24 protein-coding genes are annotated in these 22,121 nt (G+C 69.3%); 11 read left to right on the top strand and 13 right to left on the bottom strand.

The features are described 5' to 3' along the window. Positions 1 to 90: 90 nt before the first annotated feature. Positions 91 to 654: a TetR/AcrR family transcriptional regulator gene (locus tag TTY48_RS00495; RefSeq protein ID WP_255585443.1), complete on the bottom strand. Its 564-nt coding sequence runs from the start codon at positions 652 to 654 to the stop codon at positions 91 to 93. A gap of 96 nt (positions 655 to 750) precedes the next feature. Here TTY48_RS00495 and TTY48_RS00490 point away from each other — a divergent pair, with 96 nt between their 5' ends. After that, a complete protein-coding gene (locus TTY48_RS00490; RefSeq protein WP_220655644.1) occupies positions 751 to 1,614 on the top strand; it encodes a haloalkane dehalogenase in 864 nt (287 codons plus the stop codon). On the opposite strand, the gene TTY48_RS00485 is transcribed toward TTY48_RS00490, so the two are convergent. From TTY48_RS00485 to TTY48_RS00475, 3 genes are read right to left on the bottom strand one after another with little or no spacing between them, the layout of a single operon-like run. Further along, complete coding sequence (locus TTY48_RS00485; RefSeq protein ID WP_220655643.1) at positions 1,615 to 2,919, bottom strand: KasA/KasB family beta-ketoacyl-ACP synthase; 1,305 nt, start codon at positions 2,917 to 2,919, stop codon at positions 1,615 to 1,617. It abuts the gene before it with no gap. Between the two features lie 41 nt (positions 2,920 to 2,960). Beyond that, positions 2,961 to 4,106, bottom strand: coding sequence for a hypothetical protein (locus TTY48_RS00480; protein WP_220658390.1), 1,146 nt, complete (start codon positions 4,104 to 4,106; stop codon positions 2,961 to 2,963). A 9-nt stretch (positions 4,107 to 4,115) separates the two neighbouring features. Continuing rightward, complete coding sequence (locus TTY48_RS00475; protein WP_220655642.1) at positions 4,116 to 5,036, bottom strand: metal-dependent hydrolase; 921 nt, start codon at positions 5,034 to 5,036, stop codon at positions 4,116 to 4,118. A gap of 65 nt (positions 5,037 to 5,101) precedes the next feature. Here TTY48_RS00475 and TTY48_RS00470 point away from each other — a divergent pair, with 65 nt between their 5' ends. Both TTY48_RS00470 and TTY48_RS00465 read left to right on the top strand, forming a co-directional pair. Continuing rightward, entirely contained in the window at positions 5,102 to 5,710 is a 609-nt protein-coding gene (locus tag TTY48_RS00470) for a TetR/AcrR family transcriptional regulator (RefSeq protein ID WP_220655641.1), read from the top strand. Positions 5,711 to 5,753: 43 nt separating this feature from the next. Continuing rightward, a complete protein-coding gene (locus TTY48_RS00465) occupies positions 5,754 to 6,017 on the top strand; it encodes a hypothetical protein (protein WP_220655640.1) in 264 nt (87 codons plus the stop codon). Positions 6,018 to 6,021: 4 nt separating this feature from the next. Here the strand turns inward: TTY48_RS00465 and TTY48_RS00460 are convergent, their stop codons facing one another. Then, positions 6,022 to 6,804: a helix-turn-helix domain-containing protein gene (locus TTY48_RS00460; protein WP_255585442.1), complete on the bottom strand. Its 783-nt coding sequence runs from the start codon at positions 6,802 to 6,804 to the stop codon at positions 6,022 to 6,024. Between the two features lie 66 nt (positions 6,805 to 6,870). Here TTY48_RS00460 and TTY48_RS00455 point away from each other — a divergent pair, with 66 nt between their 5' ends. Continuing rightward, positions 6,871 to 7,368 carry a glyoxalase/bleomycin resistance/extradiol dioxygenase family protein gene (locus TTY48_RS00455; protein ID WP_220655639.1) on the top strand — a complete coding sequence of 166 codons (498 nt, stop codon included), beginning with the start codon at positions 6,871 to 6,873 and terminating at the stop codon, positions 7,366 to 7,368. Between the two features lie 14 nt (positions 7,369 to 7,382). Here TTY48_RS00455 and TTY48_RS00450 read toward each other — a convergent pair whose 3' ends face one another. Continuing rightward, the gene (locus TTY48_RS00450) at positions 7,383 to 7,916 is read right to left on the bottom strand and encodes an LppP/LprE family lipoprotein (RefSeq protein WP_220655638.1); all 534 of its coding nucleotides are present in this window, start codon (positions 7,914 to 7,916) and stop codon (positions 7,383 to 7,385) included. A gap of 88 nt (positions 7,917 to 8,004) precedes the next feature. Here TTY48_RS00450 and TTY48_RS00445 point away from each other — a divergent pair, with 88 nt between their 5' ends. Beyond that, entirely contained in the window at positions 8,005 to 9,018 is a 1,014-nt protein-coding gene (locus tag TTY48_RS00445) for a glutathione S-transferase family protein (protein WP_220655637.1), read from the top strand. A gap of 39 nt (positions 9,019 to 9,057) precedes the next feature. Here TTY48_RS00445 and TTY48_RS00440 read toward each other — a convergent pair whose 3' ends face one another. Genes TTY48_RS00440 through TTY48_RS00430 form a run of 3 tightly spaced genes read right to left on the bottom strand, consistent with a single transcriptional unit; the run spans position 9,058 to position 11,908 of the window. After that, positions 9,058 to 9,891: an aminoglycoside phosphotransferase family protein gene (locus tag TTY48_RS00440; protein WP_220655636.1), complete on the bottom strand. Its 834-nt coding sequence runs from the start codon at positions 9,889 to 9,891 to the stop codon at positions 9,058 to 9,060. Between the two features lie 35 nt (positions 9,892 to 9,926). Beyond that, positions 9,927 to 10,946: an agmatine/peptidylarginine deiminase gene (locus TTY48_RS00435; RefSeq protein ID WP_220655635.1), complete on the bottom strand. Its 1,020-nt coding sequence runs from the start codon at positions 10,944 to 10,946 to the stop codon at positions 9,927 to 9,929. Next, positions 10,943 to 11,908: a nitrilase-related carbon-nitrogen hydrolase gene (locus tag TTY48_RS00430; protein ID WP_255585441.1), complete on the bottom strand. Its 966-nt coding sequence runs from the start codon at positions 11,906 to 11,908 to the stop codon at positions 10,943 to 10,945. Before TTY48_RS00430 ends, TTY48_RS00435 begins: the two co-directional genes overlap by 4 nt. 142 nt (positions 11,909 to 12,050) lie before the next feature. Between TTY48_RS00430 and TTY48_RS00425 the strand changes: the two genes are divergently transcribed. From TTY48_RS00425 to TTY48_RS00410, 4 genes are read left to right on the top strand one after another with little or no spacing between them, the layout of a single operon-like run. Beyond that, on the top strand, positions 12,051 to 12,722 hold the full coding sequence (locus tag TTY48_RS00425; RefSeq protein WP_255585440.1) for a TetR/AcrR family transcriptional regulator C-terminal domain-containing protein: 672 nt from the start codon (positions 12,051 to 12,053) through the stop codon (positions 12,720 to 12,722). Continuing rightward, positions 12,719 to 13,582, top strand: coding sequence for a universal stress protein (locus tag TTY48_RS00420; protein WP_220655633.1), 864 nt, complete (start codon positions 12,719 to 12,721; stop codon positions 13,580 to 13,582). Before TTY48_RS00425 ends, TTY48_RS00420 begins: the two co-directional genes overlap by 4 nt. Further along, positions 13,582 to 15,096, top strand: a complete 1,515-nt coding sequence (locus TTY48_RS00415; RefSeq protein WP_220655632.1) for an APC family permease — start codon at positions 13,582 to 13,584, stop codon at positions 15,094 to 15,096. The genes TTY48_RS00420 and TTY48_RS00415 overlap by 1 nt, the downstream gene beginning before the upstream one ends. Before the next feature lie 50 nt (positions 15,097 to 15,146). After that, complete coding sequence (locus tag TTY48_RS00410) at positions 15,147 to 15,569, top strand: nitroreductase/quinone reductase family protein (protein ID WP_220655631.1); 423 nt, start codon at positions 15,147 to 15,149, stop codon at positions 15,567 to 15,569. Here TTY48_RS00410 and TTY48_RS00405 read toward each other — a convergent pair. Continuing rightward, positions 15,566 to 16,180, bottom strand: a complete 615-nt coding sequence (locus tag TTY48_RS00405; RefSeq protein WP_220655630.1) for a hypothetical protein — start codon at positions 16,178 to 16,180, stop codon at positions 15,566 to 15,568. The genes TTY48_RS00410 and TTY48_RS00405 overlap by 4 nt on opposite strands. A 39-nt stretch (positions 16,181 to 16,219) precedes the next feature. Continuing rightward, on the bottom strand, positions 16,220 to 17,692 hold the full coding sequence (locus tag TTY48_RS00400) for an MFS transporter (RefSeq protein ID WP_220655629.1): 1,473 nt from the start codon (positions 17,690 to 17,692) through the stop codon (positions 16,220 to 16,222). 108 nt (positions 17,693 to 17,800) lie between these two features. Between TTY48_RS00400 and TTY48_RS00395 the strand changes: the two genes are divergently transcribed. Continuing rightward, entirely contained in the window at positions 17,801 to 18,511 is a 711-nt protein-coding gene (locus tag TTY48_RS00395) for a TetR/AcrR family transcriptional regulator (protein WP_220655628.1), read from the top strand. Positions 18,512 to 18,600: 89 nt separating this feature from the next. Continuing rightward, a complete protein-coding gene (locus TTY48_RS00390; protein ID WP_220655627.1) occupies positions 18,601 to 20,376 on the top strand; it encodes a phosphocholine-specific phospholipase C in 1,776 nt (591 codons plus the stop codon). Here the strand turns inward: TTY48_RS00390 and TTY48_RS00385 are convergent. Both TTY48_RS00385 and TTY48_RS00380 read right to left on the bottom strand, forming a co-directional pair. After that, positions 20,363 to 21,358 (bottom strand): HEAT repeat domain-containing protein, encoded by a 996-nt coding sequence (locus TTY48_RS00385; protein ID WP_220655626.1) that lies wholly within the window; start codon positions 21,356 to 21,358, stop codon positions 20,363 to 20,365. The genes TTY48_RS00390 and TTY48_RS00385 overlap by 14 nt on opposite strands. A gap of 10 nt (positions 21,359 to 21,368) precedes the next feature. Beyond that, positions 21,369 to 22,025, bottom strand: coding sequence for a HEAT repeat domain-containing protein (locus tag TTY48_RS00380; RefSeq protein WP_220655625.1), 657 nt, complete (start codon positions 22,023 to 22,025; stop codon positions 21,369 to 21,371). Between the last annotated feature and the right edge of the window lie 96 nt (positions 22,026 to 22,121).

Here is a 22,121-nt window from a genome sequence, read left to right as displayed (position 1 = left end):
GGCACCGGCTCCGGGAGCCGGCTGCATCGGAGGCAGCGGATTTCGCCACGCCGCGCGCGAGCGGCACTTGAATCGGCGGGCGGGTGATTCCTACGCGCGACCGGTGGTGATCCCGCGCAGGTACGCGGCGAGCACGGGTTCGACAGCTGTGGAACCGTCGATCGCCGTCCGACGAAACACCAGCGAATCCGCCAGCGCGAGTAGTTCATCCACGCGATCGTCGGAATGGGGCAGGTGTGCTCTCGTGAGTGCTGCGGTGATGATTCGCTGGGCAGTGAGGTGCACCTCGGATCCTGAGGTCAGTTTCGCTCGAAGGTCTGGCGCATCGTGCAGTTCGAGGATCAACGCGTAGCGCGCCCGCATGTCGTCGCCGCGCTCGGCGAGTGACTCGATCAGAGACGATACGAGGGCGGCGAGCCCGTCGATATCGAGGTCGGATTCGGAGGGGGTCGCGAGCGCGTCGGTCATGGCCTCGGAGTCGGCCAGCGTGCGCGTCGCCAAAGCATCGACGACCAGCTCGATCAATGCGCTCCGGGTTCGGGCGAGGTGCGAGGTTGAACCTTGGGCGAGCCCGGCTTCCTGGTCGACGGCGCGATGCGTCAGGGCGCGCACGCCGTCACGCGCGATGATCCGGATCGCGCTGTCGGCGATCACGTCCCGTCGGGCTCCTCCGCGTAGCCGATCTGGTGCCATGCACCAATGCTACAGGTGTAGAGTGATTGCTACAGATGTAGCAATAGGAGGGTGCTGATGTTCGTCGACTTCGTCCCCGACCCGGAGTTGTATCCGTTCGAATCGCGCTGGTTCGCGTCATCCGCCGGGCGCATGCACTACATCGACGAGGGCTCAGGCCCCGTGCTGCTGTTCTGTCATGGCACTCCGACGTGGAGCTTCGTCTATCGCGCGATCGTGACGGCGCTCCGCGACCGCTACCGTTGCATCGTCGTCGACCATCTCGGATTCGGGCTGTCCGAGCGCCCGGACGGATTCGGCTACACGATCACTGAACTGTCGTCCTTGCTCGGCGAACTGATCGATCACCTCGGCCTCGACGACGTCGTCGTCATGGGACAGGACTGGGGCGGGCCCATCGGACTGGGGGCAGCCGTCCGCCGGGCCGAACGCATCCGCGGTGTCGTCCTGGGAAACACGGCGTTCTGGCCGAACGACGGGCTCGACAAGCGACTGTTCAGCGCCATCATGAGCAGCCGTCCGATGCAGCGCAGGATCATCGACGACAACGTCATGATCGACCGGGTGCTCGCATCGGAACTCCACGCAATCCTGCCGCCGGCGGAATTCGAGAACTACCGCGCCGTGCAGCCCACACCCGCCGCGCGTGCGGCTCTCGCCGTGATGCCCAGGGAGATCCGCGCCGCCCGCGGCTTCCTCGCGGAGCTCGAACGTGACGTTGCACAGCGACTCGGTGACAAGCCCGCACTTGCGACGTGGGGTATGCGTGACAAGGTCTTCCGGCCGAGAGCCTGTCTGCCACGCATCCGCCGCACTTTCACGGACCTCGACATCGTCGAACTCCCTGCCGCGGGACACATCATCCAGGAGGCCGCGCCCGGGAAGATCGCCGCAGCGATCGCCCGCCGGTTCCCGGTCTGACTAGTACTTCCCGAAGGCGAGGGCGACATCGTGGCCGCCGAAGCCGAAGGAGTTGTTCAGTGCGTAGTTGATCTCGCCCTTGCGTGCCGATCCGTGCACGACGTCCAGGTTGATCTCGGGATCCTGGTTGTCGAGGTTCAGCGTGGGCGGGATGATGCCGTCGCGGAGCGAGAGCACGGTCAACGCGGCTTCGAGGGCGCCCACGGCACCGATCGAATGTCCGAGCGCGCCCTTCGGGGCGTACACCGCGGCATCCGTGCCCACCGCCGAAATCGCCTTCGCCTCCGCGATGTCACCGATCGGAGTCGCCGTGGCGTGGGCGTTGATCAGGTCGATATCAGCGGGAGTCAGCCCCGCGACCTCGATGGCCCGCTTCATCGCGCGGGCCGCCCCGCGTCCTTCGACATCCGTCTGCACCATGTGGAAGGCGTCGGACGTGATGCCGGCGCCGAGCAGCCGGGCGATGGGCTTGGCGCCGCGCGCCAGGGCGTGCTCCTCGGTCTCGATGACCAGCAGCGCCTGGGCCTCGCCGAAGACGAAGCCGTCGCGGTCCTTGTCGAAGGGACGCGACGCCGCGGCCGGGTCGTCGTTGCGGGTGGAGAGGGCGCGCATCATCGAGAACGGTGCGATGACCGGGCTGTCGATGCGTCCTTCGATGCCGCCGCAGACCGCGATGTCGGCGTCGCCGAGCACGATCTGTCGCCAGGCGTGGGCGATGGCCTCGTTGCCGGTCGAGCACGCCGAGACCGGTGCGATCGCTCCGGCGCGGGCGCCGATCTCCAGGGCCGCGACGGCCGCGGGGCCGTTGGGCATGGACATCTGCACCGCGAAGGGCGAGACCTTGCGGACGCCGTGATCGCGCAGGGCGTCCACGGCTTCGACCATCGATTCGCCGCCGCCGAGGCCGGTGCCCACGACCGCTGCGAGGCGGAGCGGGTCGACATCGGGGCGTCCGGCCTTGTCCCACAGGCGCTTGGTCATCACGTGCGAGGCCTGCTCGACGTAGGACATGCGGCGCTTGGAGACGTGCTGCTTGCTCACGTCACCGGCGTACTGACGGTCGGGACGCTCGGGCACCTCGGAGGTCGGATCCTCGAGCAGCTGGCCACCGATCCGCACGGGGAGATCGGCGATGTCGACGCCGATGAAATCACCCTTCAACTCGCGAATGCCGCTCTGACCTGCGAGCAGGGCAGACCACGTCGACTCGGTATCAGTACCGAGGGAGGTGGTCAGCTCGATCGCGGTCACGACGACGCTGGGGAACTGCCCGCCGAGCGTGGTGAAACTCCGAATGTCAGCCATGCCTCCATCAGAACCGACCGTGCCCGTGCAGGTCCCTGTCGTCAGGTGAGAAGTTCTCCACGGGCAGTTGTGGACTCGTCACGAACCGATCGGTCCTTGAACCGGACGGTCCACGCCGCCGCGATACTGGCGCCACCGATCGCGAAGCAGAGCAGCACATACGGCAGGCTGCCGATCGGATCGCCGTTCACGGTCCACCCGCCGGTCGCACCGAAGTACGCGGGCAGCGCGGTGAGCCACAGCACGGCGAACACTGCGAGGTACGCCGTCGCGTACCACTGCACCAGCGGGTTGCGCGGTCCGAGGGCGGACGTGTCGCCGGCCCGCGCAGCGGACCAACTCCGCCACATCGCCACCGCACCCACCACGGACATCAGCAGCAGTTCCAGCATGTAGACCGTGCCGCGCACGGTGTCGCCGGCGAGGCCGATCACGGTGGCGGGCAGGGGGAGGACGAAGGTGCCCACGGAGGCCGCGAGCCCGATCACCACGGTGCGCCCGGTGAGCTGCGGGCCGGTGAACCGCGCACCGTCGTCCACGTGCCGGCCCACCATGTACTGCACGCACAGGGCGAGCGACATCGGCCAGAGCGCGGCGAACACCACCACCGACCCGATCGGCACCGAGGCGAACATCGGCTGGTTGATCGGATTGTCGAGCGACCACTCCCACCAGCGCAGCTGGGGGCCGAGGTGATCGAAGATCTCGTAGAAGGCGTGGTTCACGAAGCCGACGGCGCACGCGCCCACCAGGATGCCGTACCGGCGGAACACCCCGAGCCGTCGGACCAGCTCGAAGGCCATCGTGGCCATCAGCGGGTAGATCGCCACGATGTACAGCGGCAGTCTGCCCCAGAGGAACTCGATCGTGAACAGGTTGTGCGCGAACATCGTGTCCACGTAACCGTCGATGCCGAAGGCGCCGGGGAAGTACAGCGGCGGCTCGATCACGAACAGGTACGCGGTGGCGCCGAACCACACCGCGAGATTGGTGGCGTCGCCCGCACGCCGCCACCGTCGCCACGCGTAGACCAGTGCGAGTGCCGAGCCGAGGATGATCGTGACCTCCAGCACGGGCAGCGTCCAGTTCTCCAGCGCGAACGGGCTGCGGAAGGACACCACGCCGCCGGTATCGGCGCAGGTGAAACCCATGCGCCGCGCCAGGCCGTCGAAGGTGGGCGTGCACATGTCCACGGCTCACACCTCCGCGGTGGCCGACGAGTACCAGCGCGTGCAGTCGTAGCCCGCGTCGTACCGCTTCAGCCACTCGCCGGCCAGCACCGGAAGATCCTCGTGCGCCGGATCGTGCCCCGGCGTCTGGCTCCGCATGATGCCCTTCATGGCGACCAGCTGCTCACCCCGCGGCAGCACGTCGAAGGCGCGTGGCATCGAGCCCTTCGTCAGGTGCGGCGCGAGCCCCACCAGCAGCTTCTGCTTGAGCCGGTATCGGGCGAACATCGAGAGTGCATCCACCTGTCGGTCCTTCAGCGGCACATGCTGATTGAAACCGGCGCAGGCGATGCGGATCACCTTGAGCACGTGCGCGAAGATCGACGGCGCCATCCGCATCCGGTACAGCTCGCTGCCCACCATCGCGTTGTAGATGATCAGCGCCGAGCTGCGGTGCTCCACCTCCTCCACGAAGTGCCACAGGAACATCGAGGCCACCCGGTCGTCGCCCGGGCGGAAGAGGTTCTCCTCGTTGTCCAGCATCAGCTTGAACACCGGCGTGAACGTGGCCTCCAGATCGGCCGTGTACGCCATCCGGTACTCGGTCGATGTGGCCTCGGTGAGCAGATCGAATTCGCCGATCACGGCATCGAGCGTGTTCTCCAAGCCCGGGTACTGCGCGATCAGTGCCTGCACATGCCGACGGTGCGCGGTGGAGTGGTGACCCTCCTGCTGCATGAAGGCGGTGGCCTCCGCGGTGACCTCGGGATCCTTGAACTCCTTGCGCAGCTGGAGGATCAGCTTCACGATCATCTTCTCGAAGCCCACGGCCAGGAACGAGACCGCGTTCATCATCGACGAGAAACCCGGGTTCTCCGGATTCCACAGAAAAGGTACGGGCGCCTCGTCGAAGTGGAAGTCCATCTTGCGGGGGTGCAGCTCGGTCATGCCGGAACCATACACATAGAACACGTTCTGTATGGTGATAACGCGCGAACCTGTAACCTGGTGCGATGGCACGCAGGGGATGGAACGGGACACCTCCGGTGGACGACGGCGAGGCCACGTCGCGCATCGTCGCCACCGCTGTCGAGTTGATCGGCACCCGCGGCACCACCTCGATCGCCGAGGTGGCCGAATCGCTCGGCGTGATCCGCCAGACCGTGTACCGCTATTTCCCGACCGTCGACGCACTGCTCCAGGCCGCCGCCGTGCAGTCCGTCGGCGGATTCCTGGACCGGCTCGCCGCACACCTGCGCGGTGTCACCGATCCGGCCGCGGCGGTGGTCGAGGGCATCGTCTTCACGCTCGACCAGGTGCCCCGCGCACCGCATCTGCGGCTCATGCTCTCGGGCGCGCACTCGCACACCGAGGAGATCGCGTCCGGCCAGGCCATGGCCTTCGGCATGACCATGATCCAGCGCTTCGACGTCGACTGGCCCGCGTACGGCTACGACGAGGCGGCGCTCCGCGAGCTGGTCGAGTTCCAACTGCGGATCATGCAGTCCTTCTTCATTTCTCCCGGCGAGCCGCCCCGCACCGCCGGAGGTCTCCGGGCGTACCTGAGCCGGTGGGTCGCGCCCGCGGTCACCGACCGGGCTCGCGCACTCGCGCCCGACTGAGCGCCGCCGGCGCTACGCTGGGCAGCACCAGCGAGGAGGCCTCATGATCGGCAAGCGGATCAAGGACAACATCGACGCCGCGGTGAACGTGGCCACGAATTCAGTCGCCAAGTCCGGCGAGATCGTCGACGGTGCCGCGCAAGCACTCAAGGGCGATGTCGCGGGCGGGGTCGGCAAGATCGCCGCCAGCGCCACGAACATCGCCACCACCGCCGCCTCGGAGGGCGTGAAGATGGCCCGCCAGAACCTCGACGGGGTGCGCGCGGCCGCCGACAGCGTGGCGGACGAGGTCAACAAGCCGCGCTGATCGGCTATCGCTGCGCGTCGCGCCGGTACCCGCCCGGGGTGAATCCCAGCACCTTGCGGAAGTCCCGGATCAGATGCGCCTGGTCGGCGTAGCCCAGATCCGCTGCGATGTCCGCCATCGGCACGTCGGGCTCGGTGCGCAGCAGTTCCGCCGCGTGCTGCAGGCGACGCCGGTGGATCATCGCGAGCGGGGTGAGGCCCACGTACCGGCGGGCGAGGCGCTGCACGGTGCGTGCCGATGTGCCCGTCGCCGCCGCGACCTCGTCCACGGTCAGCAGGCTCTCGTCCTCTTCGATCAGCGCCACGAGGCGGTTCGTGAGCCGGCCCTCATCGGACACCACGGGAGCGAGCGTGCGGAACCAGGATTCGTACGCCGCGCAGGCGGCGTCGATATCCGCGCGGCCCATGGCCGCGGCGATCTGCTCGTGCAGCGCGGGGAGGTCGACGGGGGAGTAGGCGTCCAGGATCGCCCGCGGATCGTCGGTGACCGCCGCGGTGGCCGCGGGACGCAGCAGCGCACCCACCGCGAAGCCCCGGCCGGTGAGATCGCGGTGGCCACGAGCGGTCGCCGCACCCGAGAGGCCCACCCCCGATGTCTCGACCACCAGGTTGAGAGCGGGAAAGGGGAGCAGCTCCTGCCGGGATACCCGGCCGGGCGCGATGTCCCACTGCGAGATCCAGAACCAGCGAACCAGTTCCGCGATATCGGGCGACGGTGCGCGGCGCTCGAACGTGGGCAGTGCCGCCGGGTACAGCACGCCTCGTCGGTTCACCGCCGGATCGCTCACACCCCGATCCTAGGCTGTCGCGAATCTTCAATCCCGCGGCGACGGCCCGCTCGTACCGTCGTTCCCATGACCGAGAACATCACCGCCGCGCACGGCGCCCACACCACCCACGGCATCCCGCACGGCCTCACCTCGCTGACGCCGTTCATCGCCGTACCGAACGCCAAGGCCGCGATCGACTTCTACCGCGAGGTCTTCGGCGCCCGCACCATCGCCGTCACCGAATTCGACGGAACGGTGGTGCACGCCGATCTCGATTTCGGTTCCGGCCGTCTACAACTGGGCGAGCCGAACCCGCAATACGGACTCGTGCCCGCACCCGAGGGCGATGCCGACTGCTACTCGCTGGGCCTGTACTGCGGCAACGCCGATGAGGTGGTTGCGCGCGCCGAGTCCGCCGGCGCCACCATTCGGGAACCCCTCGCGAACTTCGTCTCCGGCGACCGCTACGCCAGCATCCGGGATCCGTTCGGCGTGCGCTGGTCGATCATGACCCGCGTCGAGGACCTCAGCGACGAGGAGAGCGCGGCACGCGTCGAGGCCTGGGCCGCGACGCAGGGCTGATCACCCGTGGTCGGTCAGTCGGCGACCGGCGCCGGGATCGGGTCGAGCGGGCGAGGCGGGGACTGCGGCATCAGCTGGAACCGCACGTCCGCCCGGCCCGACGGTGCCGCGTTGGGATCGGACGGTGCGAGCCACTTGAACCGCACCGTGATCTGCCCGGGGCCCGAACTGCCGACCACCGAGGTATAGGCGTTCGCCTTCTTCGTGGGCGTACCGGCGAACTTCCGATGGTCGAACAGCAGGACCTGCCGCGGTGAGCTCGCGGTGCCGTGAATGCCGAGCGAGACCCAGTTGAGCGTGCAATCGACGGAGCCGCCCATCGCCTCGACCTGCCAGGTTTCCCCCGGAAGCGGCGGGTCGACGGTGCGCAGCGCACCGTCGATCACGTCCTGCGGAAGCTCGGGGCAGGAGACGGGTGCGGCCGCAGCGGAACCGGTACTCACACCGGCGACAGCGGCCACGGCGGCGACGGCGGCGCCGAGGGCGATCAATGACGTGCGCATGCGTTGGACTCCCTTCGTCGGGGCGAACATCGACGCGGTCTTCATCGACGACTGCTCCTGTGATTATCGCCCTGTTCCAGCCGGCCGTTACGGCACCCCGCACGCGAGCCGACGCGGGCCTACGCTGGAAGCCATGAGCGACGCAGCGCAGCAGCAGGACGATCAGGGCGCCTACATCACCGCGGATCAGCCCTACGAGCGTGACACCCGGTACATCGAAACCCGCATCACCCGCGACGGCCGCGACGGCTACCCCGTGGAGGCGGGCCGCTACCGCCTCGTCGCCTCGTACGCCTGCCCCTGGGCCACCCGCACGATCATCGTGCGTCGCCTGCTGGGCCTCGAGGACGCGATCTCGCTGGGAATCTGTGGCCCCACCCACGACAAGCGCTCGTGGACCTTCGACCTCGATCCCGGCGGCGTCGACCCCGTCCTGCAGATCCCGCGCCTGCAGGACGCCTACTTCCGGCGCGTGCCCGATTACCCCAAGGGCATCACGGTCCCGGCGATCGTCGATGTCCCGTCGGGTGCGGTGGTCACCAACGACTTCCCGCAGATCACGCTGGACTTCTCGTCCGAATGGGCCGACTTCCACCGGCCCGGCGCACCGAAGCTCTACCCGGAGGACCTGCGCGCGGACATCGACGAGGTGAACAAGCTGGTGTACCGCGACGTGAACAACGGCGTGTACCGCTGCGGTTTCGCCGGCTCACAGGAGTCCTACGACGCCGCCTACGACCAGTTGTTCAACCGCCTCGACTGGCTGAGCGAGCGACTGGCTAAGCAGCGGTACCTGGTGGGGGACACCATCACCGAGGCCGATGTCCGGCTGTTCACCACGCTGGCCCGGTTCGATCCGGTGTACCACGGCCACTTCAAGTGCAATCGCGAGAAGCTCAGCGAGATGCCCGTGTTGTGGGCGTACGCGCGGGATCTGTTCCAGACGCCCGGTTTCGGCGACTCCACCCACTTCGACCACATCAAGCGCCACTACTACGAGGTGCACCGGGACATCAACCCCACCGGCATCGTCCCCAAGGGGCCCGACCTGGCGAACTGGTTCACCCCGCACGGCCGGGAGAAGCTCGGCGGCAGCCCCTTCGGAGCCGGCACCGCGCCCGCGCCGCTGCCGATCCCGGCGGGCTGAGGCGGCCCCGCTCCATCACGGTGGAAGCCTCCGAAGCGGCTAGCTGGACCTCGCAGCGGGATCGGTCAGCGCCGTCCAGGCGAGATCGGCGACGGCGAAGTCGTGGTCGGCCCGGTCGAGCTCCTCGTCCTCCAGGAACCACGCCGCCGATAGGCCGGCGAAGGCGACGACCCACCGCAGCAGGCGATCGCGGTCCAGGCCGGAGGCCGCGACGATCACGCCGAGCTGCCGGTGGAATCGCTCCGGATCGGAAGCGGTGGCCAGATCCGGATTGGTGAGCAGATTCGCGTAGTCGTAGCCGCGCTCGCCGATCACGTTCTTCGGGTCGATCGCGAGCCAGCCGCGCTCGCCGAAATCGAGCACGTTGTCGTGATGCACATCGCCGTGCAGGACCACCTCGTCGCGCGAGGTGCGCAGGAGGTCATCGGCCACCGACCACGAGCGGGCGAACCGCGGACCGTCGTCCCGGACCGCGTGCAGCGATGCGAACCACTCGCGCAGCCCGACGAGCTCGGCGTCGGGCCGGCCCGCCCGCGGACGGTGCAGATGGTCGATCGTCGCGCACAGGATGCGGCTCGCCTCGTCGTCGCGCCCGCCCTCGGCCATGGCCATCAGGTCCGACGGTCCGGTGGCGCGCTCCATGAGCACGGTGTCGTCGTGCTGGGCGAAGACGCGCGCCGCACCGTCGCCGTCCCACCACCGCAGCACCGCGGCCCCGGCCCGCTCCTCGGGCGTGCGGGCCCGTTTGAGCATCGCGGGCGCGCCCCGATACCGGACGGGGAGCAGATCGCTGCCGGGCGTGGAGAAGGCGGCACCATCGGGGATCAGATCCCAGCGCGCGAGCGATCCGCGCCAGGCGTTCGGGGGCTGCACCGGACCAACGATATCCGGCGCACCGCCCCGCCGGATCAGCGTGCGGGTTGCTGCTGCGTGATGCAGTGGATGCCGCCGCCGCGAGCGAAGAGCGGACGGGCGTCCACGGTGATCACTTCCCGGCCCGGGTAGGCATCCGCCAGGATCTCCACCGCGGCTGCATCGTTCGGATCGTCGTACGAGCAGGCCACCACCGCGCCGTTGATGACGACGTGGTTGATGTAGCTGTAGTCGACGAAGCCCTCGTCATCGCGCAGCACGGCCGGCGCAGGAACCGATCGCACATCCCACGCGCGCCCGGCGGCGTCCGTCGTCGATGCGAAGACCTCACGCAACACCGCGCATCGCTCGTGATCGGGGTGGCTCGGGTCGCGCTGATCGTGCAGCAGCACCACTGCGGGCGACGGGATCGTGGCCACGATGTCCACATGGCCGCGCGTGCCGAACGTGGACGAATCGCGGGCCAGGCCGAAGGGGAGCCACACGAAGTGTGTCGCGCCGATCGTGCGAGCGAGCTCGGCTTCGACGTCGGCCTTGGACAGTCCGGGATTGCGGCCCGGATCGAGCTGCACGGTCTCCGTCAACAGGACGGTGCCCTCGCCGTCCACGTTGATTCCGCCGCCCTCGTTGACCAGCGCGGAATCGATGCGTTCGACGCCGGCGAGCTCGGCCACCGACTGTCCGATCAGGCTGTCGCGGTCCCACCGCGCCCACTCCTGTCCGCCCCATCCGTTGAACGTCCAATCGACGGCGCCCACCGTCCCGTGATCGTCCACCACGAACGTGGGCCCGATATCGCGCATCCAGGCGTCGTTGAGCGGACGTTCGACCACCTCGATCTCCGCCGACAGGTATCGGGCGGCCGCAGCCCGTTCACCCGGGTCGACGATCATCGTGACGGGCTGGAATCCCACGATCGCGTTCGCCACCGCCGACCATGTGGTGCGGGCCTCGTGCTGTTCTTGCTCGGTGTCCCCGAGCGAGTATCCGGCGGAGGGGAAGGCCATCCAGGTGCGCTCCTGCGGTGCGGTCTCCGAGGGCATTCGCCACGTCATCGCATGCCTCCCAACGGGTGACGGGCCTCGACCGGTTCGGTGAGCGCGCCGTAGGTGTCCGGACGCCGGGTGGCGAGGAACGGGAACAGGGTGAGCCAGTCGCGACGCTGATCCAGATCGAGATCGGCCACGAGCACCGCCGAGGAGTCCCGCGGCGCCTCCACCAATACGCGCCCGTAGGGATCGGAGATGAACGAGCTGCCGTAGAAGGTGATCGCCCCCTCGTCACCCCAGCGATTGGGGACCACCATGAAGGTGCCGTTCGCGATTCCGTTGCCCACGATCACCTGCCGCCACAGTGGCGCCGTGTCGAAATCCGAGTGATCGGGTTCGGATCCGATGGCGGTGGGATACGCGATCACCTCCGCGCCCGCCAGCGAGTATCCGCGGGCGACCTCCGGGAACCACTCGTCCCAACAGGTCGGCAGTCCGAAACGGGCGCCGCCCAACTGGTCCGGAGCGTGCACGGGGTACGGGTCGCCGGCGGGACCGGGACGGAAGTAGGTGTCCTCGTAGTACCCGGCGGTCACCGGGATGTGCAGCTTGCGGGTCAGGGCCAGCAGCTCACCATCGGGTGCCACCAGGATCGCGGTGTTGTAGCCGAGGGGCTCCGCGTCGGGATGCTTCTCGTACAGCGACGCGTGTACGACTACCCCGTGCTCGGCGGCGGCAGCCGCGGCGAACCGGAACGTGGGGCCGCGATGCAGGTCCTCCGCCAGGTCACTCGGGCGGGCCCCCGCCCGCTCGAAAGCGGGATACCGCATCAAGGTGATCTCGGACAGGAAGACCACGCGCGCGCCGGCCGCGGCCGCCGCACCGATGGCTTCGGTCAGCTCGCACTCCAGGCGGTCGGGGTCGTCGTGCCAACGGTGCTGGACGAGTGCCACGCGCAGCGGCGGCCGGGTGGGGGCGTGCACCCGGGCGGGGGAGTCGGGAATCGCTGGGGCGATGACGATGTCCACACCACGTCCTCGGTCTCGGAGCCCGCGTGCGAGCGGGCCTAAATCGATAGGCTTTCGATTAGGGTAGCCGTGGGGCTTCGAGGCTACAAGATTCAAATCGAATGTCTTTCGATAGTTGTCGACTTCGGGTAAGTTCGCGCACGTGAGCAGACGTGTCGGACGACCCAGCACACCGCAGATCGATCGCGCATCGATCGGCGCGGCCGCGCTCGAACTCATCGATCGCGACGGCGGCTTCACCATGCCGGCGCTGGCCCGCCGCCTCGGGGTGCAGGTGTCATCGATCTACCACCACGTGGACGGACGTGGTGCCGTCGTCGAACTCGTCCGCGAGGCGGTCACGAAAGACGTCGACGGGGCGTGGTTCGACACGCTGCCCTGGGATGAGGCCGTCGAGGCCTGGGCGCGCGGGTACCGCGCCGCGTTCGCCGCCCACCCCTCGGCGGTGCGGCTCCTGGCCACGGAGACCATCGCGGCCGGTGCCACCGTCCTCGACTATCAATCGGCGGCCGCCGGACTCCTGCGTGCGGGCTTTCCGGAGGGCCGGGTACTGGCCGTGATCGTGGCGATCGACGACTTCATGCTGGGCGCCGCGATCGACACCGCCGCCCCCGACGAGATCTTCCACCTCGACGCCGACGACCCCGCATCCGCATCGTTGCGCCGGGTGGTGGCCGCCGCCCCGAAGGGGCCGGCCCGCGCACAGCAGGCGTTCGACGTGGGACTCGAAGCCATGATCCGTGGCCTGCGGGAGATGCTCACCGCCGACGACCGAGCCGTGCTCGCGTCCGCCGGACCGGGGGAGCGGCGATGACGATCTTCGTCGCCTACCTCGCCACCGACGGCGGCCGGGACGCCGTGGCCCTCGGGGTGCAGGTGGCCCGCAGCATGCGAACCGACCTCGCGGTGGGAATGATCGTGCCGCCCGACGCCGCGGCACCCATCACGCCCGGGGACTTCGTGGATCAGGTGCTCACCGCGCAGGCCGACGAGTGGCTGCGTGCCGCGGTCGCGGCCGTGCCCGCCGATGTCGCGGTCAGCACGCACGTCCGAGTGAGTGACTCTCCCGCGGAGGGGATCATCGCCGAGGCGGAGCGGCTGGGCGCGGACGCCGTCGTGATCGGCGGCACCGGCGGCGGCCTGCTCGGCTCGCATTCGCTCGGATCGGTGGCCAACGACCTGATCCATTCATCGTCGGTGGGGCTCCTCGTGGCACCGCGTGGGTACGCGGATCTCGCCCTTCCCACGATTCGCCGCATCACCTGCGCCGTCGGCACCCGTGCGGGGGCCGACGAGCTCCTCGATGTGGCCATCGCCTCGGCCGCACGCGCCGAGGTCCCGCTCCGACTGATCTCCCTCGTGGCACTCGACCTGATGCCCGGGCATCGTCGGGCCGATCCGGTCGCGCAGGACCAGGCCCGTGACCACGCCGAGCGCGTGCTCGACGAGGCGCGAGCGCGCCTCTCCGGAAGCGTGCCGGTCTCGGTCTCCGTCGCGGTCGGACCCACCGTGGAAGACGCCGTCGAGCAGGTCGGCTGGGAGAGCGGAGACATCATCATGGTCGGATCGTCCCGCCTCGCGGCGCCCCGCCGCCTGTTCCTCGGCTCGACGGCGGCCAAGATGCTCCGTCGCCTCGACGTCCCGATGGTCGTGGTTCCGAAGGAGGGGATCTGATGTCCGCAGACGTCGTCGACAAGGGACTCGCACGCGGGCGCATCGGCACGTTCGCCGGTGCGGTGCTGGGCATTTCGACAGTCGCCCCCGGATACACGCTGACCGCCAGCATCGGACTCATCGTGGCCGCGGTGGGGCTGAAGATGCCCGCGATCTTCATCGCCGGGTTCATTCCGATGTTCCTGACCGCCTACGCCTACCGCGAGCTCAACTCGCGAGTGCCGGACTGCGGCGCCTCGTTCACCTGGTCCACCAAGGCTTTCGGCCCGTACATCGGTTGGATGTGCGGCTGGGGCATGGTCCTGGCCACCATCATCGTGCTCTCGAACCTGGCGGCGATCGCCGTGGATTACTTCTACCTCTTCCTCGCCCAGGTCACCGGGAACGACGCGCTCGCCGACCTCGCCGGGAACAGGGCGATCAACATCGCCACCACGCTGGCTTTCCTGCTGATCGCCACCGCGATCGCGGGTCGCGGAATCACCACCAGCACTGCGGTGCAGTACGTGCTGGTCGGCTTCCAGATGGTGGTTCTGGTGGTGTTCGCCGTCACCGCGATCGTCCGCTCGGCGGGCGTGCCCACGGGGCTGTCGTTCTCGATGGACTGGTTCAACCCGTTCACCGGCGTCACCATCGCGGCGTTCGTGATCGGCCTCACCGGCTCGATCTTCGCGTTCTGGGGCTGGGACACCTGTCTCACGCTCGGCGAGGAGTCGAAGGACCCGAACAAGGTGCCCGGCCGGGCCGGCCTGCTGTCGGTGGTGTCGATCCTGATCACGTACCTGCTGGTGGCCGTCGCGGTCATGATGTACGCCGGCGTCGGCACGGAGGGGCTGGGGCTCGGCAACCCGGAGAACTCGGAGAACGTCTTCCGTCCCCTCGCGAATCCGGTCCTCGGCGATGTCGGCGGAACCATGCTGTTCCTCGCGATCTTCGCCTCGTCGATCGCCAGCCTGCAGACCACCTTCCTCCCTGCCGCGCGCACGATGCTCGCGATGGGTGCCTACGGCGCCTTCCCCAAGAAGATGGCGTCGGTGCATCCGCGCTACCTCGTGCCGACCTACGCCACCGTGGTGTCCGGCGTGGTGACCGCCGTCTTCTACACGGTGGTCAAAATGCTCTCCGACCGCGCGCTCCTCGACACCATCGCCGCGCTGGGCATCATGATCTGCTGGTACTACGGGATCACCGCCTTCGCCTGCGTCTGGTTCTTCCGCCGCGAACTGCTGCGCAGCCCCCACGACTTCATCTACAAGTGCCTCTTCCCCGCGGTCGGCGGCACCATCCTGGCGATCGTTTTCGCGATCTCGGTCCAGGAGAGCCTCGATCCCGCGAACGGCAGCGGCGCATCGCTGTTCGGCATCGGCATCGTCTTCTACATCGGGTTCGGCCTGCTCCTGCTGGGCGCGGCGCTCATGCTCGTCCGGCGTGCGACGCACCCGGCGTTCTTCCGAGGCGAGACCTTGCGCCGCTCTGTGGCACCCCCGACCACGGAGCGCGACGTCCTCTCCTGAGTCTCGGCGTGATCTCGGCGGCCACTACGGATCTGGAGCACAATGGTGCCGTGAGCGATTTCAACAAGGACATCATCGAGGAATTCCGCGCGAACAACGGCACCGTCTCGGCGATGGGCTTCGGCCGCGCTCTGGTGCTCGTGCACAGCGTGGGTGCCAAATCGGGGGAGCCGAGGATCAATCCGCTCGCCGGTATCCGGGACGGCGACAGTTGGCTGATCCCCGCATCCGCGGGCGGCTCGCCGAAGAACCCGTCGTGGTACTACAACCTGGTCGCGCACCCGGACATCGAGATCGAGTACCCGGACGACGAGGGCGGCATCTCGTCCGCACGGGTCACCGCCCGCGAGCTCACCGGTGCTGAGCGCGACGCCGCATGGACTCGCTTCGAGGAGCGCTCCGAGGGCTTCACGAAGTACCAGGAGACCGCCGGAGGCCGCGTGATCCCCGTGTTCCGCCTCGACCCGCGCTAGCGGCGGAAGCGGGCCGCCGTCGCCACACCGAGGGCGATGTCGCCGTAGTCGCCGCCGAGTGCGCGGCGCAGGGTGCCCTCGTCGATGTGTTCACCCGCTGCGAGCAGGGCCTCGACCGCTTCGGCGTCGGCGGGGTAGTCGCCGTCCAGGTTGTCCTCGTAGGCCTGCGAGAGGACATCGGCGAGTACGCCCGCCGCGGTCTCGGGATCGGTCGCCGGACCGGGCGTGAAATGCGCCTTGGTGATCAGGTCCGGGTTGTGGCCCACCGCCGACCACGACGTGCCGTCGAAGCCGTAGGCGAAGTTCGGCGCTGTCGCCCCCTCGGGGAGTGCGGCGAACCACCACCGCGGGGCACCGGCGGCCACCAGATCGTCGCGGCCACGCAGGTCGGTATCGCCGGCTTCGCGGTCGAAGCCGACGATGCTGGCCCGACCGCCCGACAGCAGGGCGAGGTCGAACTCGGATCCGCCACCGTCGGCGAAGTGGGCCACCCCCGGTCCTTCGGGGCGAAGGTCCTCCTGCTCGAACACCGCAGCGACGACCGCGGACCACGCCGCGAGCATCGACCATGCGTCAGACGGGGCGGGGAGGAGCACTTCAGTCGCCGTCATGAACGCGATAGTAAACGTGTGAATTGACAGCGTCAAAGATCATGCGACGGTGATCACTTCCCGCGTTCCACGTAATACAACCCACGCGGCGGCAGCCGTCGCGATGAGCAGGACACCCGACGTCCCGACGGTGGTGGTCACCGCGTCGACCCACGCGTAGCGCGCGCTCTCGGCGAGAGCGGCACCGTCGGCACCGCCGATCGACGCGGCCTGCGCGAGCGTGTCCCCGAGCGTGCGCGACATGCCGTCGTGCCGCGTGAAGACCGCGGTGGCCACCGAACCGAGGATCGCGAGACCCATCGCCGTGCCCAGCTCGAAGCTCATCTCCGACATCGACGACGCCTGGCCCGCCCGCTCCGGCGGCGCCGCCGCGAGGGCCGTCTCCGAGACGAAGGTGAACAGGGTGCCGTAGCCCACGCCGGCCACGACGGTGGCCACCACGTACAGCCAGGTCGGGCCGTCCACGCCGAGCCCGACCAGGAGGAACTGGCCGGCGGCCGAGAACAGCAGCGACGCGGTGAAGGTCCACTGCCGGCCCAGGTACTGACGGATCCACGGTGCGCGCATCGAGAAGTAAGCCACGGTCGCGGCCGCGGGCAGCCCGAGGAAGGCCGCCGCCAGCACATCCAGTCCGACCACCGACTGCAGGTAGATGCCCGTGAGGTAGGACATCGAACTGAGCGTGGAGATGGCGATGATCGTGCCGCAGATCGCCATCGCGAAGACCTTGTTGCGGAACAGGTCGAACGGGATCAGCGGGTGCGCGGCGCGCCGCTGTTGCGTGATGAACGCGACCAGCATGACGAGGCCGAAGGCGCCTACGCCGAGCGTGGTGGCGGTGACGCCGTGGCTCGCCGAGGCCTTCACCGCGTACACCAGCGGGAAGATCGCGGCCATCGACAGTGCGACGCCGACGAGGTCGAACGGCGCCGAGGTATCGGTGCGCGATTCGTCGATCAGCAGCGGCCCCGCCACCAGGAAGGCGAGGAAGACCGGTGCGTTGATGAGGAACACCGATCCCCACCAGTAGTGGTGCAGGAGAAGGCCGCCCAGAACCGGTCCCACGGCCACGCCGAAGGAGAAGGCCGCCGTCCAGATGCCGACGGCGACGCCGCGATCACGCGGGTTGCGGAACATGTTGGCGATGAGTGCCAGGCTGGCGGGCAGCAGTGTGGCGCCGCCGACGCCCATCAGCGCGCGAGCGGCGATGAGCAGGCCCGGGGTGGGGGCGAACGCCGCGAACACCGAGGCCACGCCGAACAGTGCGGCGCCCCAGGTCATCAGGCGGCGGCGGCCCCACCGGTCGCCCAGGTTGCCCATGGTGATCAGGAGTCCGGCCAGCATGAAGGGGTAGATGTCCAGGATCCACAGCTGCTGTTCCGAACTCGGATGCAGAGCCGCGGTCACGTGCGGCATCGCCAGGTACAGGACCGAGGCGTCCATGGAGACCAGGAACACCGGCAGCAGGAGCGCGGCGAGGCCGCCCCAGGCGCGGCGCGGGGTGGTGGACACGAGAACTCCTTGACACGATCTCAACGACGACGCGTACGGCGTACGCAGAACGGATGGGTACACTGTACGCAGAACGTTCGGGCAGGGTCAACGCGATGAGGAGTGACAGTGTCGGAGACCGCGCTCACCAGAGAGGCGATCGTCGCCGAGGCGGTGCGCCTCGCCGACGAGGGCGGTCTGGAGAAGGTCTCGATGCGCCGGATCGCCGAGGCTCTCGGAACGGGAGCCATGTCGCTCTACCGGCACGTGCCCGATAAGGAGACGCTCATCCGGGAGATGGCGGCCGCGGTGGGCGCGGGGGCCTTGTATCCGGAAGAGCTCCTAGGAGACCCGGATTGGCGCCGTCGGGTGCACATCGCCGCCGAGACCGACCTGCGGCTGTACCTACGTCATCCGTGGGTGTTGCTCGCGCACGCCGTTCCCCGGGCTGCCGTCTCACCGTCGTCGGTGGCCTGCTTCGACTGGTTGGTCGAGGCGCTCGACCACCTCACCGGCAAGGTCGACGATTCCGCAGAACTCGCCCTGCACGTGTGGAATCACGTCCAGGGCGCCGGGCTCGGCGCGGTCGGCCGTGTGCTCGTGGCCCCCGGATCCTCGCTCGACGGAGTCGGTTTCGTCGCCGGCCTCGCCGACGATCCGCTGATCGAGGAGCTTCCGCGGATGCGCGATCTGGTCGCGATCGAGCGCCCCGAGCTGTGTGAAGCGCTGCCGCTGCTGCGGTCGGGCATCGAGGCGCTGTGCGACGGTTTCGCCGCGCGCTACGGCGATCGATCCACCCCGCTCGCTCCGCCGACGGTCGCGGGCCCCTCGACCTCGTGATCGGCCGCGGGTGGAAGGTCGTGAACTCGCCGGCGCGGGTTCACGCCCTTTCCACCCGCGATTCAGCCGGATGCGTCAGCGTGGTCGGGATGAAGCCCGCAACGAATCGGCGCGTCTTCCTCAAAGGTGCACTGGCCGCCGGGGGAGTGGGCGCAGGCCTGCTCCCCACGCCCCTGCAATCGGCCATGGCCGAGCCCGCGGCGGCGGGCGACCTCAGCGACCTGCGCCACGTGATCTTCCTGATGCAGGAGAACCGCTCCTTCGACCACTACTACGGCACGTTGCGCGGTGTGCGGGGCTTCGACGATCCCGCGGCGATGCGACTGCGCACCGGGCACAGCGTCTTCGACCAGCCGACGCGCACGGGCCTGCCGGTGCAGCCCTTCCCGGTCCGCGGCGCGGCCGAACGGCAGCAGATGGATGCGCAGAACATCGACGCCCTCGACCACACCTGGACGGGCGGCCAGGCTGCGCTCGCGGGCGGCTGGAACGACGGCTGGATCCCCGCGAAGACCGATTCCACGATGGCCTACTACGACCGCCAGGACATCCCCTTCCACTACGCGCTCGCCGACGCCTTCACGGTGTGCGATCACTACTTCTGCTCGGTGCCCACGTCGACGTCACCGAACCGGAACTACTTCTTCTCCGGATACACCGGATACGAACCGCTCACCGGTGCGCGCGCGGTGGAGAACACCGCCTACGACCGCGGCCACCCCGGCTACGACTGGCCCTGCATCGGCGAAATCCTTCAGGACGCGGGCGTCGAGTGGCAGGTGTACCAGGAGTGGGACAACTTCACCGACAACAACATCGAGTTCTTCCGCCGCTTCAAACAGGTCTCGCAGGCCGTGTTCCGCGACTTCGGCACCGAGATCGACGACTTCTATCAGGGGCTGCGCACGCTGCCCGCCGACGAGGCCGCCCGCCGCGCCGCCGAGGTGGATGCCCGCGCCCGCACGCTCCCGCAGCCCGATCGCGACCTGTTCTTCCGCGGCCTGCGCCGCGGCCCCACCGGCACACTCACCGATCGCATCGCCGCGGACATCGCCGCCGGAACACTCCCCGCAGTGAGCTACGTGGTGGCCTCGGAACGGGAGTCGGAACACCCCAGCGCCTCGTCGCCCCGCGCGTCCGCCAACCTCGTCTACCGCATCCTCGACGCCCTCGGCCGCAACCCGGAGGTCTGGCGGCACACCGCGCTCTTCCTGCTCTACGACGAGAACGACGGCTACTTCGACCACGTGCCGCCACCCCGGCCGCCCCGCAGCGCCACCGACGAGTGGGTGGGCGATCTGCCGCTCGGCCTCGGCAACCGCGTGCCCATGACGATCGTCTCCCCGTGGACCATCGGCGGTTTCGTCTCATCGGAGACCTTCGACCACACGTCCACCCTCCGGTTCCTGGAGCGGTGGCTGGGTATCTCGGTGCCGCACATCTCCCCCTGGCGGCGCACCGTTGCCGGCGATCTCACCAGCGCCTTCGACTTCCGGGTCCCGCGGTCGCTCCCACCCTCGAACCGGCCCGCCACCACCGGGAGCCTGCGCCCGCGGTGGAAACCGCACGCGCCGGCCGTGGGGCAGCGGCCCCGTCAGGAGCCCGGCACCCGGCCGACGCGCCCCGTGCCGTACCGCACCGAGGTCACCGTGCGGCGCCGGTCCGACGGGCTACGGGTGCGCCTGCGCAACACCGGCAAGCGCAGCGCTCACTTCACGGTGTTCCCCTATCACGCACCGGATTCCGCGCCGCTGCACGCCGATGTCCAGGGGACGACGGAGCTCACCGTACCCCTGCGCGACGGTGCCTACGACATCGTCGTGCACGGGCCCGCGGGTACGCACTGGACCTTCACGGGTCCGTGACCGCCTCGGCGGCACGACGATCGATGATGTAATCCGCCGTGCGCGCGATCCGAGGGTCGGGATCGTCGCGCAGCGAGGCCAGCGCGGCCGCTGCGGCGGGACCGCGGATCTCCGCCAGTGCCTGCACCAACCGCTGCCGCACCGGATAGTCGGCGGCGGCATAGGAATCGGTGAGGGCGCCGACGATCGCGCCGTCGTCGCCGGCGGCCGCGATGGCGTCCAGCGATTCGGCGGCGGGGACATCGCTGTCGCCGCGCAGGATCATCGAGACGAGCTCGCCCACGGCGGCCGGGTCCCCGCGGTGGCCGAGTTCGATGGCGGCCACCGCGCGCACCGTCGGATCGGCGTTCGAGAGCGCGCCGCGCAGCGCGTCGTCGGCGGGGAGCTCGATCAGCGTGTCCACGGCACGGCGCCGGACTCGCGGATCGTCGGATTCGAGGCCGCCGAGCAGAACCCGGACCGCATCGCCGTCGGCCCGGGGCAGCGCCCAGCGCAGGGCGCCGGCCACGTTGAGGTTCTCCTCCCGCAGCACCGCGTCCGCCAGGGCCTGCCCGGGCGCTGTCCCCGCGGCACCCAGCGCGGCCTGCTGCCGGATACCGGGCGACGGTGCCTTCAGCCGATTGAGCAGCGCCACCACCTCGAGCACATCGTCCCAGGCATCCGGTCCCGCGGCGTAGACGTGCCGCAGGCGCGCGAGCAGGGTGGTCTGCACGTCGATCTGCTCCTGCGTCTGCGCGATCAGCCGATCCACCAACTCGGCCGGCGCGAACGCCGGATCGTCGAGCGCCCGCCCGATGTCCTTGAGCGAGAGGCCCAGTGTGCGCAGGCTCTCCACGTGGAAGATGCGGCGGAGGTCGGCGTCGGCGTACTCGCGGTACCCCGACACCGACCTCCCCGACGGACGGACCAGGCCCAGCGCGTCGTAGTGCCGCAACATCCGCGCGCTGACGCCGGACCGCTGCGACACCTCGCCGATCCTCACCGCCGCCTCCTCACAGCTCTCGGCCCTCGTCGGCGGCACGCATCCGTTCCGCGCCGAGCGCCGCCGCACGCCGCGCGGAATGCAGGGCGGACGAGGCGCCCGAATCCGGGTCCGAGAGCAACCGCATCGTATCCGCGGCGTGCTCGGAGACGATCGGATCGGGCGACTCGATCGCCGCCCGCGCCACCGTCTCCCCGCTCTCGCCCAGGGCGAGCAGTGCCCGGCTCAGGCTGAGCCGGGTGTCGGCATCGCCGCGCCCGAACTGCGCGGCCAGGACCTCCGCAGTGCGGGCCCGCTCGGCGTCGGGCACCAGGACCGCGGCGGCGCGCCAGGCGCTCCGGGCCACCTCGTCGTCGGGATCGGTCAGCAGTCGCGCGACCGAGGGCCACACCGAGCGATCGCCGATCTTCGACAACGTGTGCAGCGCCTGGCTGCGCGCCTGGGCCACCTCGGACCCCAGCTCGCTCACCAGGAAGGGCACCGTGTCCGCGGCGGGGAGCCGCGTGAGCGCCCAGGTCAGCATGTCCCGGACGAAGAAGTCCGGCTCCACCGCGCACCGCTTCACGAGCTCCGTCAGTGAGCCCGGATCGGCGGCGCTGCCGACCAGGAGCGCCGCGCGCAGTCGCGCCGACGAGTCCGGGTGATCGAGTACGTGATTTTCAGCCATGACGGCCACCTCCTTCGGTGACTCCGAGCATCGACCTTCGCACGGTGTCAAGGTCAAGGCCTGTGGCGAGATCACGCGAAAGTGCAGGTGAAACAC

The sequence above is a fragment of the Tsukamurella sp. TY48 genome (assembly GCF_019656655.1).
GTDB classification, from domain to species: domain Bacteria; phylum Actinomycetota; class Actinomycetes; order Mycobacteriales; family Mycobacteriaceae; genus Tsukamurella; species Tsukamurella strandjordii.
The sequence above is the reverse complement of the archived record's forward strand: the minus strand, read 5'-3'. Positions and strand labels throughout refer to the sequence as shown.

Bases quoted from the DNA above. Each gene is read 5' to 3' on its own strand.
- TTY48_RS00490 (WP_220655644.1), top strand. From the start codon at position 751: ATGTTCGTCGACTTCGTCCCCGACCCGGAGTTGTATCCGTTCGAATCG.
- TTY48_RS00485 (WP_220655643.1), bottom strand. From the start codon at position 2,919: ATGGCTGACATTCGGAGTTTCACCACGCTCGGCGGGCAGTTCCCCAGC.
- TTY48_RS00480 (WP_220658390.1), bottom strand. From the start codon at position 4,106: ATGTGCACGCCCACCTTCGACGGCCTGGCGCGGCGCATGGGTTTCACC.
- TTY48_RS00475 (WP_220655642.1), bottom strand. From the start codon at position 5,036: ATGACCGAGCTGCACCCCCGCAAGATGGACTTCCACTTCGACGAGGCG.
- TTY48_RS00470 (WP_220655641.1), top strand. From the start codon at position 5,102: ATGGCACGCAGGGGATGGAACGGGACACCTCCGGTGGACGACGGCGAG.
- TTY48_RS00465 (WP_220655640.1), top strand. From the start codon at position 5,754: ATGATCGGCAAGCGGATCAAGGACAACATCGACGCCGCGGTGAACGTG.
- TTY48_RS00455 (WP_220655639.1), top strand. From the start codon at position 6,871: ATGACCGAGAACATCACCGCCGCGCACGGCGCCCACACCACCCACGGC.
- TTY48_RS00450 (WP_220655638.1), bottom strand. From the start codon at position 7,916: ATGAAGACCGCGTCGATGTTCGCCCCGACGAAGGGAGTCCAACGCATG.
- TTY48_RS00445 (WP_220655637.1), top strand. From the start codon at position 8,005: ATGAGCGACGCAGCGCAGCAGCAGGACGATCAGGGCGCCTACATCACC.
- TTY48_RS00435 (WP_220655635.1), bottom strand. From the start codon at position 10,946: ATGACGTGGCGAATGCCCTCGGAGACCGCACCGCAGGAGCGCACCTGG.
- TTY48_RS00420 (WP_220655633.1), top strand. From the start codon at position 12,719: ATGACGATCTTCGTCGCCTACCTCGCCACCGACGGCGGCCGGGACGCC.
- TTY48_RS00415 (WP_220655632.1), top strand. From the start codon at position 13,582: ATGTCCGCAGACGTCGTCGACAAGGGACTCGCACGCGGGCGCATCGGC.
- TTY48_RS00405 (WP_220655630.1), bottom strand. From the start codon at position 16,180: ATGACGGCGACTGAAGTGCTCCTCCCCGCCCCGTCTGACGCATGGTCG.
- TTY48_RS00390 (WP_220655627.1), top strand. From the start codon at position 18,601: ATGAAGCCCGCAACGAATCGGCGCGTCTTCCTCAAAGGTGCACTGGCC.
- TTY48_RS00380 (WP_220655625.1), bottom strand. From the start codon at position 22,025: ATGGCTGAAAATCACGTACTCGATCACCCGGACTCGTCGGCGCGACTG.